At 41.3% G+C, this 13,120-nt stretch carries 10 protein-coding genes and 3 tRNA genes; 3 read left to right on the plus strand and 10 right to left on the minus strand.

The features are described from left to right. Nucleotides 1-19 precede the first annotated feature (19 nt). The 9 genes from AB4140_RS08185 to AB4140_RS08225 all read right to left on the minus strand — a co-directional run bounded on the left by AB4140_RS08185 (nt 20) and on the right by AB4140_RS08225 (nt 9,179). Nucleotides 20-1,891: a SurA N-terminal domain-containing protein gene (locus tag AB4140_RS08185; RefSeq protein WP_372000521.1), complete on the minus strand. Its 1,872-nt coding sequence runs from the start codon at nt 1,889-1,891 to the stop codon at nt 20-22. A 220-nt stretch (nt 1,892-2,111) separates the two neighbouring features. After that, on the minus strand, nt 2,112-2,384 hold the full coding sequence (locus AB4140_RS08190) for an HU family DNA-binding protein (protein ID WP_076536981.1): 273 nt from the start codon (nt 2,382-2,384) through the stop codon (nt 2,112-2,114). A 266-nt stretch (nt 2,385-2,650) separates the two neighbouring features. Then, the gene (lon, locus tag AB4140_RS08195; RefSeq protein ID WP_102440518.1) at nt 2,651-5,002 is read right to left on the minus strand and encodes an endopeptidase La; all 2,352 of its coding nucleotides are present in this window, start codon (nt 5,000-5,002) and stop codon (nt 2,651-2,653) included. A gap of 130 nt (nt 5,003-5,132) precedes the next feature. Continuing rightward, nucleotides 5,133-6,413, minus strand: a complete 1,281-nt coding sequence (gene clpX / locus AB4140_RS08200; protein WP_076536985.1) for an ATP-dependent protease ATP-binding subunit ClpX — start codon at nt 6,411-6,413, stop codon at nt 5,133-5,135. Between the two features lie 126 nt (nt 6,414-6,539). Beyond that, nucleotides 6,540-7,151, minus strand: a complete 612-nt coding sequence (clpP, locus tag AB4140_RS08205) for an ATP-dependent Clp endopeptidase proteolytic subunit ClpP (RefSeq protein ID WP_076536986.1) — start codon at nt 7,149-7,151, stop codon at nt 6,540-6,542. Nucleotides 7,152-7,241: 90 nt separating this feature from the next. Continuing rightward, nucleotides 7,242-8,546, minus strand: coding sequence for a trigger factor (gene tig / locus AB4140_RS08210; protein WP_102440517.1), 1,305 nt, complete (start codon nt 8,544-8,546; stop codon nt 7,242-7,244). Between the two features lie 285 nt (nt 8,547-8,831). Next, nucleotides 8,832-8,907, minus strand: a tRNA-His gene (locus tag AB4140_RS08215). 7 nt (nt 8,908-8,914) lie between these two features. Then, nucleotides 8,915-8,991 (minus strand) — tRNA-Arg (locus AB4140_RS08220). Nucleotides 8,992-9,102: 111 nt separating this feature from the next. Then, nucleotides 9,103-9,179 (minus strand) — tRNA-Pro (locus AB4140_RS08225). A gap of 251 nt (nt 9,180-9,430) precedes the next feature. Here AB4140_RS08225 and folD point away from each other — a divergent pair. Next, on the plus strand, nt 9,431-10,285 hold the full coding sequence (gene folD, locus AB4140_RS08230; protein ID WP_102440516.1) for a bifunctional methylenetetrahydrofolate dehydrogenase/methenyltetrahydrofolate cyclohydrolase FolD: 855 nt from the start codon (nt 9,431-9,433) through the stop codon (nt 10,283-10,285). An 85-nt stretch (nt 10,286-10,370) separates the two neighbouring features. Here folD and cysS read toward each other — a convergent pair whose 3' ends face one another. Further along, on the minus strand, nt 10,371-11,753 hold the full coding sequence (cysS, locus tag AB4140_RS08235; RefSeq protein ID WP_102476355.1) for a cysteine--tRNA ligase: 1,383 nt from the start codon (nt 11,751-11,753) through the stop codon (nt 10,371-10,373). Between the two features lie 143 nt (nt 11,754-11,896). Between cysS and AB4140_RS08240 the strand changes: the two genes are divergently transcribed. Together AB4140_RS08240 and AB4140_RS08245 are read left to right on the plus strand one after the other, a co-directional pair. Further along, nucleotides 11,897-12,391 carry a peptidylprolyl isomerase gene (locus AB4140_RS08240; RefSeq protein WP_102440514.1) on the plus strand — a complete coding sequence of 165 codons (495 nt, stop codon included), beginning with the start codon at nt 11,897-11,899 and terminating at the stop codon, nt 12,389-12,391. Nucleotides 12,392-12,397: 6 nt separating this feature from the next. Then, nucleotides 12,398-13,114 (plus strand): UDP-2,3-diacylglucosamine diphosphatase, encoded by a 717-nt coding sequence (locus tag AB4140_RS08245; protein WP_102476356.1) that lies wholly within the window; start codon nt 12,398-12,400, stop codon nt 13,112-13,114. Nucleotides 13,115-13,120: the final 6 nt, after the last annotated feature.

A 13,120-nucleotide genomic window follows, 5' to 3' on the forward strand; every position in this document is an offset into this window, starting at 1 on the left:
TTTGTGAATTCCAATCAGCTTATTCAGCTACTGGGTATTCAACTGTTGCTTTTGCTTTTAAAGCTGCGACAACTGAACGGTAATCAGCTTCGCTGTATTGAGGTACTAAACGTTGCTTAATACTTTCAACAATATTTGCATCAATACCTTCTGCATCATTAACTTTATCCAAAGCAATAACCGCATAGCCATTAGCTAATGCAGCGGTATCAAATGAGCTTGCACCAGCATCTGGAGCTGCAATTTTAAATGCCTTAGTCGAGATAGCTTGATCAATATCTTGATTAAATCGTGCTAGCTTCTCTTTCGTTGCTACTGCAACTTCAGTGATTTCAGTGCCTACTTTTAATTGCGCTAAATATTCATTGGCTTTTTCACTTGCGGCAAAGTTCGCTTTATCTTGCAATAAACGTGCTTCAATGCTGCTAGATACTTCAGTTAATGGCAATGTACCAGCATCTTTATGTTGCAGTAAACGAATCACAACCACATGGTTAGGTGCTAACTCAATCACTTCACTGTTCATGCCGCTACCAATAACGTCATCAGAAAATGCAGCTTTGATTAAAGCTGGAGTATTTAAATTAACAGGCGCATTATCACGAGAAAATAACGCTGTTGATTGAACCTCAACTCCTAATGCTTTAGCTGTTTCATCTAAAGTGTCAGGTATTTCGTAGCTGGTATCGGCTAAAACACTTTGTAAGCTATAAAATTCATCAACCGCTTTTTTGTTTTGAAGATCAGCGATGATTTTATCTTGCACGTCATCAAACGGCGCTGCAGCACCAGATTCCACATCGAGTAACTTGATAATGTGATAACCAAATTCACTCTTCACAATTTGTGAGTACTCACCAGTTGAAAGTGCAAATAAAGCTGAGTCAAATGCAGGATCCATTACACCTTGTTCGAACCAATCGAGTTGACCGCCCTGCTCTGCGCTAAATTGGTCATCTGAATCTGATTTAGCAATGGCAGCAAAGTCTTCACCAGCTTGTAATTTAGCTAAAGCAGCTTCGGCCTTTGCTTCATCGGCGCTATCATCGCCAGATGCAAATAAAATATGTGCAGCTAAACGTTTTTCTGGCGTTTGATATTGTTGTTGGTTGTCTTCATAAAAAGCACGCGCATCATCAACTGACGTTTCGATACCTTTAGCCAGATCTGCAACGTCCAACTCGACATATTCTAAGCTAACTTTTTCTTGGCTCATGAACTGAATTAAGTTACTTTCGTAATAGGCTTTAATCTCTTCAGCAGAAACTGTTGAAGAAGCTAAGAAAGGTGTAGAGTCCACAACTAAATAACGAATATCACGGGTTTGACCTTGAACTTCAGCTAATTGCTTTGCTTCACCATCAAGAACAAACTCACTTCCCACTAGCGCGGTTAAAAGTTGACGACGAGTCATATCAACACGCATCATATTTCTAAAGCTAGTGGTTTGATAACCTAATTGACGTAGTACAGCTAAGTAGCGGTCATTATCAAATACACCATCGGTTTGGAATGCTTGCTCATTCAGAATCGCTTGTTTAATTTGCTCATCTGAAACACGTAGTCCCAAATCTTCAGCCGCTTGGCTAATTAGCTTATCTGAAATCAAACGATCTAATACATTCTGCTTGATACCATTCATATAGTTATCATCAGCAGCTAAGGCATCAAACATTTCGCCTAGTTGTTGTTCTAAACGGCCACGTTCATTTTGGAATGCTTGTTCTAATTCATTGGCTGTGATTTCGTCACCATTAACTACTGCGGCTGGAACATCTGTCGAGGTTCCTAGGTAACTACTGACACCAGCAAATGCGAACGAAAGGATCACCAGTACTAAAATACTTTTAGCTATAACGCCCTGTGAACCTTCGCGAATTTTTTCTAACATCTGAATTCTCGCTTGTTGCGACATAATAAAATAAAAAGGCGCACCTTTTGCGGATGCGCCTTCTTGTAATTTAGACGGAGTATTCAGACGCTACCGAGGTATGCCTTATCTCTCCTAATATCAAAAAAACAAAGTTAATTCTGATACTTTATTTCGCAAAAAGCACTGTTAAAACAGTGCTTTCTACAAATGCCTTACAAAAGGCAACGATACCAACTATTTAGTTAACAGCGTCTTTTAGTGCTTTACCAGCTTTGAAGGCAGGAATGTTTGCTGCTGCAATTTTGATTTCTGCACCCGTTTGTGGGTTACGGCCAGTACGTTCTGCACGTTGACGTACTTCAAAAGTACCAAAACCAACTAGAGAAATCTTATCGCCTTCTTTAAGCGCTTCAGTAACAGCAGCAATAAAAGAATCTAGTGCACGGCCAGCGCCTGCTTTAGAAATGTCAGCACCAGAAGCGATTTTCTCGATTAGTTCAGATTTGTTCATGTCATCCCCTTGAATGTTATTTTTGCGCCGCAACCAAATCCGTCTTTGGAACGGTCTACGGAGGCTTTTTATCGTAAGTTTGATACCACACCAAACTTAGTTGGAAAACCAAAAAAAAAATGTACTTGGATACAGCTCAAAGTCAGATGCGCCAAGGGTTTGGTGCTAACTGACTCTCCACTTATCTAGGCTACCACAGCTTTCGTGTTTGTTAAGCCCCTTTTTTCATTTTTTTTGGGTTACTAGCAAGTTTTCTTACTGATTAGTTACTTTTTGACCACTTCGAAGCCTTTAACAGGTCTTTCTAAGGCCAATTCAAGGACTTCCTCGACCCACCTTACAGGGTGGATCTTTAAATCAGCAATCACATTTGCTGGAATTTCTTCTAAATCACGCTCATTTTCTTTAGGAATAAGCACAACTTTTATCCCACCGCGATGCGCCGCAAGCAGTTTCTCTTTCAGGCCACCAATTGGTAACACTTCACCACGAAGGGTAATTTCACCCGTCATCGCTACGTCACTTTTAACCGGGTTGCCGGTTAAACTTGATACTAAAGCAGTACACATTGCCGCACCTGCTGAAGGACCATCTTTTGGCGTTGCACCTTCTGGTACATGAACATGGATATCACGCTTTTCATAAAAGTCGTTATTGATCCCCAACTGCTCTGCGCGGCCTCTAACAACGGTCATAGCAGCTTGAATTGACTCTTGCATCACGTCACCTAGCGAACCGGTATAAGCAAGTTTGCCTTTACCTGGCACCGAAGTGGCTTCAATGGTCAGTAAATCACCACCAACTTGAGTCCATGCAAGGCCAGTAACTTGACCAATTTGATTGTTAGATTCAGCTTTACCGTAATCAAAGCGCTGCACACCTAAGAAAGATTTCAGGTTATCTTGATCCACAACAACGGTTTTCACTGACTTATCAAGCAAAATCATTTTTACGACTTTACGACAAACTTTAGACAGCTCACGCTCTAATGAACGCACGCCAGCTTCACGGGTGTAATAACGGATCATGCCAATAATGGCACTGTCTTCTATGGTTATCTCACTCGCTTTTAAGCCATTACGCTCAATCTGTTTGGTTAATAAATGCTTCTTAGCAATATTAAGCTTTTCATCTTCGGTGTAACCCGATAAACGGATCACTTCCATACGGTCAAGTAATGGTCCAGGGATATCCATTGAGTTTGAGGTAGCGACAAACATTACGTCTGATAAGTCATAATCCACTTCAAGGTAATGATCGTTAAATGCTGAGTTTTGTTCAGGATCTAATACTTCTAATAATGCTGACGATGGATCGCCGCGCATATCAGAACTCATTTTATCAATTTCATCTAATAGGAATAATGGGTTTTTAACGCCCACTTTAGCCATTTTTTGAATGACTTTACCTGGCATAGAACCAATATAAGTACGACGATGACCACGGATCTCGGCTTCATCACGCACACCACCTAATGCAACACGCACATACTTACGACCTGTCGCCTTTGCAATTGACTGACCGAGTGACGTTTTACCGACACCTGGTGGGCCCACTAGACAAAGAATTGGCCCTTTAAGCTGTTTAACACGGCTTTGTACCGCAAGATACTCTAAAATGCGCTCTTTAACCTTCTCAAGCCCATGGTGATCGGTATCAAGAATGGCTTCAGCTTTTGATAAATCACGCTTAATTTTAGAACGCTGACTCCAAGGTACCGAGGTCATCCAATCGACATAGCTTCTGACAACAGTCGCTTCTGCAGACATTGGAGACATCATCTTCAGTTTGTTTAACTCAGCTTCGGCTTTTTCTTTGGCTTCTGCTGGCATTTTAGCCTCAGTGATCTTCCGAGCTAATACTTCAAACTCATCTTGGCCTTCATCAAGATCGCCTAATTCTTTTTGAATGGCTTTCATTTGCTCATTCAAATAGTATTCGCGTTGACTCTTTTCCATTTGTTTCTTAACGCGGCCACGGATGCGTTTTTCAACTTGTAATAAGTCAATCTCGCCTTCCATCATCGCCATTAAGTATTCAAGGCGCTCACCAACATTAATCATCTCAAGCACAGACTGTTTGTCTTCTAGCTTAAGTGGCATATGCGCCGCCATGGTGTCAGCAAGGCGCGCTGCTTCTTCAATACCGGTTAATGAAGTGAGCACTTCAGGCGGTATTTTCTTGTTAAGCTTGATGTAACCTTCAAATTGACTGATTGCACTGCGGACTAAGACTTCTTCTTCTTTGTCAGCTAAGTCTTCAGAAGCTAAGTATTCAGCTGTCGCGACAAAGAATTCATCTTCTTGGGTGTAAGCGGTTACTTTTGCACGCTGACCACCTTCAACTAAGACTTTAACGGTCCCGTCAGGTAGTTTTAATAACTGCAAAATTGAGGCTACGGTACCGACGTCGAAAATATCTTCTTTTGTTGGCTCGTCTAAATCAGCTTCTCGCTGTGCGACCAATAAAATTTGCTTGTCTTGTTCCATTGCCGATTCGAGACAACGAATAGATTTCTCTCGTCCGACGAACAACGGAATTACCATATGGGGATAAACCACTACATCTCGCAGTGGCAGCACGGGGAGTTCGATATGCGCTTCACGCTCTTGGGTCATAGTTCGATTCCGTTTGATGAATGGATTTTATAAGTCAGTATATTGGGATGTTTCTCAAACTTTCAATGGTTAATACGAAAAAAGGAGCCCAATGGACTCCTTATTTTTAATAAAAGACTAAATCGTCTATTTATTGTTCACCACCAGCAACTTGGCTTTCGGCATTTTCGTAAATTAGGATTGGTGCGGATTCGCCTTTTACTACAGACTCATCAACAACGGCCTTAATCACGCCTTCCACTGAAGGGATGTCATACATGGTATCGAGTAAAATATCTTCGATAATTGAACGAAGTCCACGAGCACCGGTTTTACGGGTCATTGCTTTATGAGCAATGGCTTTAAGCGCATCTTCGCGGAACTCTAACTCAACATCTTCCATCTCAAATAAGGCACCATATTGCTTAGTAAGTGCATTTTTAGGTTGAGATAAGATTTGAACCAATGCAGATTCATCTAATTCAGTTAGCGTCGCAACAACAGGTAAACGACCGATAAACTCAGGGATCAAACCAAATTTAATTAAATCTTCTGGTTCAACCTTACCTAATGTTTGCGAGATAGTCGCTTTATCTGCATCACCTTTAACTTCAGCGCCAAAACCGATACCAGTACCTGTTAAGCCACGTTGCTCAATAACTTTTTCAAGCCCAGCAAACGCACCACCACAAATAAATAAGATCTTTGAAGTATCAACTTGCAAAAACTCTTGTTGTGGATGCTTACGACCACCTTGAGGTGGCACAGAAGCAACAGTACCTTCAATTAGTTTTAGTAGCGCCTGCTGAACACCTTCACCCGATACATCACGAGTTATAGAAGGATTGTCAGATTTACGACTAATCTTGTCGATTTCATCGATGTAAACAATACCACGTTCCGCTTTTTCAACGTCGTAATCACATTTTTGCAGAAGTTTCTGAATAATGTTTTCAACGTCTTCACCCACATAACCTGCTTCAGTTAATGTGGTTGCATCAGCCATAGTAAACGGCACATCAAGTGAACGCGCTAAGGTTTCAGCCAGTAATGTTTTACCACTACCTGTAGGCCCAATAAGTAAGATATTACTTTTACCAAGCTCAACACCTTCAATCGGCGTACCATTACGTAAGCGCTTATAGTGATTATAAACCGCTACCGATAGCACCTTTTTTGCCTGATTCTGACCAATGACGTAATCATCGAGGTGATTACGTAATTCGTGTGGCGTTGGTAATTGGTCTTGATCGCGTTTAGGCGAAATTTCTTTTATCTCTTCACGAATTATGTCATTACATAACTCGACACATTCGTCACAAACATATACTGAAGGTCCAGCAATTAGCTTTCTAACTTCATGTTGGCTTTTCCCGCAAAAAGAGCAGTACAGCAGCTTACCGCTGTCACCGGAATTTTTGTTATCGCCCATTAACTCTACCTCTGTTACAGCCTAGACACTGTCTGTAGAAAACCATCTGTACTGTTTAAATGCACAAACACAGTCTTATATTTTAATACTCTATTCTTCAAAGAATAGCGCACTCAGGCGTAAAGATCAGCTACGCTTTTCAAAAACTGAATCAACTAAACCATAATCGGCTGCTTCTTGAGCACTCATGAAGTTATCACGGTCAGTATCACGTTCAATGATTTCCATTGGTTGACCGGTATGTTCCGCCAACATTTGGTTCAATTTGTTCTTAATGCCAAGAATTTCTTGAGCATGAATTGCAATATCTGAAGCCTGACCTTGGAAACCGCCTAATGGTTGGTGGATCATCACGCGAGAATTAGGTAAACAATGACGTTTGCCTTTTGCGCCACCAGCAAGTAAAAAAGCGCCCATGCTAGCTGCTTGACCAATACATACTGTACTGACATTTGGCTTGATAAACTGCATGGTGTCATAAATCGCCATGCCGGCTGTTACTGAGCCTCCTGGCGAGTTAATGTAAATTGAAATATCTTTGTCTGGGCTTTCTGATTCTAGGAACAATAATTGCGCCACGATCAAATTAGCCATGTGTTCTTCAACCTGGCCAACCAAGAAAATTACACGCTCTTTTAATAAACGAGAGTAAATATCATATGAACGCTCACCTTTTGCTGTTTGTTCAACAACCATAGGTACGAGAGCATTGAGTACAGATTCTGGCGCTTTATGCATTTTATACTTTCCCTAAAATAAAAATGGCTCGTATGAGAACCTCATACGAGCCATTATAAATGGCGAACCGCCAATCAAGTCAAGCGAAGGTTACGCTTTACCTGTTGCCTTGTTCATAAATTCTTCAAAAGCAACTTCTTTTAGAGTTACTTTTGCTGATTTTAATAGCACTTCAACAGCTTGCTCTTCAAGAGCTACGTTACGCATGTTCTGCATAAGCTCTTTGTTGCCATTGTAGTATTCAACAACTTCAGTTGGATCTTCGTAAGCAGAAGCCATTGAAGCGATTAAACCTTGAACGCGCTCATCTTCAGCTTGAAGTTCATTCGTTTTGATTACTTCGCCTAATAATAGACCAACTTTAACGCGACGCTCAGCTTGCTCAGTGAATAGATCAGCTGGAAGCTCAGGCATGTTTTCAGCTTGACCACCAAAACGTTGCATAGCTTGTTGACGAAGAACATTCACTTCACCGTCTACAAGTGCTTTAGGGATAGTGATGTCGTTAGCAGCTAATAAGCCTTCGATAACTTGCTCTTTAACATTCGCTTTAAGCGCTTGATCAAGTTCACGAGTCATGTTTTTACGGATTTCAGCTTTAAGGGCTTCTAGGCCACCTTCAGCAATACCGAATAATGAAGCGAACTCGTCATTTACTTCTGGTAATTCTGCAGCTTGAACTTCGGTAAGAGTAATAACGAAATTAGCCGCTTTACCTTTTAAGTTTTCAGCGTGGTAATCTTCAGGGAAAGTGACTTCAACTTCAAATTCTTCACCGGCTTTATGACCAATGATGCCAGTTTCAAAACCTGGGATCATACGGTTGCTACCAAGCTCAAGTTCGAAATCGTCAGCTTTGCCACCTTCAAATTCTTCACCTTCAACTGAACCAACAAAGTTCATTTTAACTTTGTTGCCTTCTTCAGCAGCAGTTTCAACTACAGCGAAAGTAGCGTGTTGCTTGCGAAGCGTTTCAATCATGGTGTCAACGTCAGCGTCATTAACTTCAGCTTGTGGTTGTTCAACAGCGATTGCATCTAAACCAGTTAATTCAACTTCTGGGTAGATTTCAAAAGTAGCAACGAACTCGAAGTTCTCGCCTTCTGCTTTACTAGGAGCAAATACTGGTGCGCCAGCTGGGTTTAGTTTTTCAGCCATGATAGCTTCAATGAAGTTGCGTTGCATAACTTCACCGGTCACATCTTGACGGATAGCTTTACCGTAACGTTGGTTGATTACTGATACTGGTACTTTACCTGGACGGAAACCAGAGATCTTTGCACGCTTCGCTTCACGTAATAAATTGTCTTTAACTAATTTCTCAATTTGCTCAGCAGGTACAGAAATTGTTAGGCGACGTTCTAGGCCTTGAGTTGTTTCAACAGAAACTTGCATTGTTTTACCTCGAAATATGTCTGACGTCCTTTGTAATAGTCGAAAACTCAACTATTAAATATTCATTTCTTGATGATTAATGTTTACTAATAAAAGTAGTGATACAGCAGCGTTTAAGCGCTGTTACCCGTAGTAATCCGTATTAGATATTTATCAAGACGCGACATTATAGCGACCGTTTACTGCCGAGTCGAGTCTGAAAACGCGGTTAAATGGGGATTTTAGACATAAAAAAAGCGACCTTAGGTCGCTTTTTCTACAACTGTGCATTATCAATGCAAAATTTGGGGTGACTGATGGGGCTCGAACCCACGACAACCGGAATCACAATCCGGGGCTCTACCAACTGAGCTACAATCACCATAATTTGGTACGCCCGGCAGGATTCGAACCTGCGACCACCCGCTTAGAAGGCGGGTGCTCTATCCAACTGAGCTACGGGCGCATGGTTTACAGATAAATCTGTATATCCTACTAGCGTGATAAGTTGCTTTGGTTAACAACTTATCTTTTTACAGCTTATTCATAAAACCGAAGCTTTACAAATAAATAAATTTGGTCGGTGATAGAGGATTCGAACCTCTGACCCTCTCGTCCCAAACGAGATGCGCTACCGGGCTGCGCTAATCACCGAGATGTTCAATGCTACAATGTTTATTTTCTTTAAACACCTTCGCTGTGAGAACGGAGCGCATATTAACGAGTCACTTTCCTATCGTCAACGATTTTTTTGACAAACTTGTTCAGCTGCTGTTTTAACAAACAAAAAATTCTGTTTTTAAAAAATCACTAAGGCAATATTCATGACATGACTTTAGCTGACTGATAGAATACGCTTCGTTAATTTCGTCTTATTATCGCGCCATAAAGGAAACTATACCCCCATGACTGCCCAAAATATTGATGGCAAAGCGATCGCTCAATCTATTCGAATCACTTTAAAAGAAAAAGTACTTGCCCGTAAAGAAGCAGGTAAAAGAATTCCTGGCTTAGCGGTCATCTTAGTTGGTGCAGATGCTGCGTCACAAGTCTATGTAGGAAGTAAGCGCCGCGCGTGTGAAGAAGTCGGCTTTCAATCTTATTCATATGATTTAGAGACCACGGCCACTGAAGCAGAATTGTTAGCCTTAATTGATCAATGCAATGATGACCCTAAAATTGATGGCATTTTAGTGCAACTGCCATTACCTGCACACATTGAAGAATCTAAAGTCATTGAGCAAATTCGCCCTGATAAAGATGTTGATGGTTTCCACCCTTATAATGTCGGCCGACTTGCTCAGCGCATCCCAGTGCTGCGTTCATGTACGCCAAAAGGCATTATGACCTTGATCAACTCAACGGGTGTAGATACATATGGTCTTGATGCAACGATTGTTGGCGCGTCTAATATTGTCGGTAGACCAATGACATTGGAGCTACTACTTGCAGGCTGTACTACGACCACCTGTCATCGCTTTACTAAAAACCTTGAACAAAAGGTACGCCAAGCTGACTTGTTGATTGTTGCAGTAGGTAAACCTGGTTTTATTGCTGGTGATTGGATTAAACCTGGTGCGATTGTTATCGATGTGGGCATTAACCGCTTAGACAATGGCCGCTTAGTGGGTGATGTAGAATTTGACCTTGCAGCTGAGAAAGCGGCATTCATTACCCCAGTACCCGGTGGTGTAGGTCCGATGACAATTGCCAGCTTACTAGAAAATACCTTATATGCTGCTGAGACTTACCACGACTAAACCTTTGTTTAATCAGAGTTAATAATTGTATTAACTAAAAAAGCCTGCTAATGCAGGCTTTTTTATGGCGGATTAAACTTAGACGTTACTTTTTACGCCAAGTTGTTACACCATTTTCGCCATCTTCCAGAATAACCCCAAGGGCATTTAGTCTATCTCTAGCGATATCTGCAGCAGGCCAATCTTTTTCAGCGCGGGCGCGATTACGTTCAACGATCAAGGCCTCAATTTCAGCGACTTCATCATCACTGCCCTCGCCTTGGAAATAAACATCAACATCGTTGCTGATAATGCCTAGCACGTCTGTTAATTGCTTAAGGCTAACACCTAAGGCGCTGGCTTGCGCCATATCAACTGATTTAAGACGGTTAATCTCACGTACCATATCAAAGATAACCGAGTAGGCTTCTGGTGTATTAAAATCATCATCCATCGCCAGTTTAAATTTACCGACATACTCAGGTGCAGCTGCTGGAGCAACTGATAAATCTAAGCCTTTTAACGAAGTATAAATACGTTCTAAAGCCGACTTAGCTTGCTTTAAATTATCTTCAGAATAATTTAGCTGGCTACGATAGTGACCCGATAATAAGAAGTAACGTACTGTTTCTGGATCGTAATGTTCTAACACATCTCTGATTGTGAAGAAGTTGCCCAGTGATTTAGACATTTTTTCTTTATCAACCATCACCATGCCAGTATGCATCCAGTAGTTGACATACTTTGAGCCATGAGCACAGCAAGACTGCGCAATTTCGTTTTCATGATGTGGGAACTGTAAATCGCTACCGCCGCCATGAATATCAAAGTTTTCACCTAAGTGTTTGCCATTCATTGCAGAACATTCAATGTGCCAGCCAGGACGGCCAGGCCCCCATGGAGACTCCCACGTTGGTTCGCCAGGTTTTGACATTTTCCACAACACAAAATCCATAGGATTACGTTTAGCAGCTTCCACTTCAACGCGCGCGCCAGCTTGAAGCTGTTCAAGGTTTTGTCCTGATAAGCGGCCATATTCCGCAAATGAAGCCACACTAAAGAGCACATCGCCATTGTCAGCAACATAAGCATGCTCTTTAGCGATGAGTGTCTGCACCATTTCGATGATCTCATCAATATGCAGGGTCGCTCTTGGTTCGAAATCTGGGCGTAGCATATTTAATGAGTCAAAATCATTGTGCATCTCACCAATCAAACGCTCAGTGAGTGAGTCACAACTTTCGTTATTTTCAGCGGCGCGTTTAATGATTTTATCGTCGACATCGGTGATGTTACGTAAGTAGTTCACCGCATAGCCACTATAACGTAAGTAGCGAACTATCATATCGAAAGACACAAAAGTACGACCATGACCAATGTGACATAAATCATATATGGTGATCCCACATACATACATGTCAATCTTGCCAGGGTTAATCGGTTTAAACTCTTGCTTTTCACGACTCATACTATTGTAAATTTTCAACATCGATGGTTCTCTTTTACTCTTAATAAAACTCAATTTAATTGCCACAAAGTCTACCATGAGCAACACTGTTTTGAACACTGCACTTTAAGCCTCACGTAAGATAAGTTAGAATCGCGCAACAATTTTTATCTAGGTAATTAAATATGATCACTTTGCACACAAATATGGGCGACATCAAAATCGCTTTAAATGCTGAAAAAGCACCTTTAACTGTTGAAAGCTTCATTAAGTACGTAAAAGAAGGTTTCTACGACGGTACTATTTTTCACCGTGTGATTGATGGTTTCATGGTACAAGGTGGTGGCTTTACTGAAGATATGGTTCAGAAAACCCCTCATGCTGCAGTTAAAAATGAAGCGAACAACGGCTTATCAAACAAAGTCGGTACCTTAGCGATGGCGCGTACATCTGATCCGCATTCAGCAACATCACAGTTTTTTATCAATGTGAATGACAACACTTTCTTAGACTTTAAAGCCGAAACATCTCAAGGCTGGGGCTATTGTGTATTCGCTGAAGTTGTTGAAGGTTTTGATATTGTAGAGAAAATCAAAACTGTTAGCACAGGTAACCGTGGCATGCATCAAGACGTACCACTAGAAGCTGTTATCATTAACAGTGCAAGCATTGCTGAATAATCATTAATGCAGACTGTTTTTATGGGCGATTTGCACTTAAGTGCAGACCGCCCAGATATTAGCCAAGCTTTTATTCGCTACCTCAACTCAGATCTTGCTGATGTTGAAGCGATTTATATCATCGGTGACTTGTTTGAAGTCTGGACCAGTGATGATATTGCCGAGCCCTTTACTGACGAAATAGCCACCCATCTAAAACGTGTCGCCACAAGCATCCCTATTTATTTTATCCACGGTAATCGAGATTTTATGATTGGCAAATCATTTGCTCGTAAAGCTGGAATGATCATACTTCCAGAAGTTGTCGAGTTAGATTTGTATGGGATAAAAACAGTAGTCTTGCATGGTGATAGCCTTTGCACGCTCGATAAGGCTTATCAAAGATTTAGAAGCTTCAGAAATTCATCATTCGTGAAATGGATTTACCGTAACTTGCCTAAATCAACGCGACAGAACATCGCTGCTGATATTCGCAAAAAAAGTCAAAAAAGCAATCAACAAAAAAGCTATACCATTATGGATGTTGAGCAATCAGCCGTTGACAGCCTACTGCTAAAAACCAACTGCCAAAGAATGATCCATGGCCATACCCACCGTCCGGCAATACATCAATTAGCCGATAACAAGCAGCGCATTGTGGTTGGTGACTGGTACGAGCAAGGCAGCATACTGATTGTCGACCAATACACTGCCAATCTTAAACAACTGCCCTTGCTAACTTGAGGACTT

It is taken from the genome of Shewanella sp. 10N.286.51.B2 (assembly GCF_041469265.1).
Classification (GTDB): domain Bacteria; phylum Pseudomonadota; class Gammaproteobacteria; order Enterobacterales; family Shewanellaceae; genus Shewanella.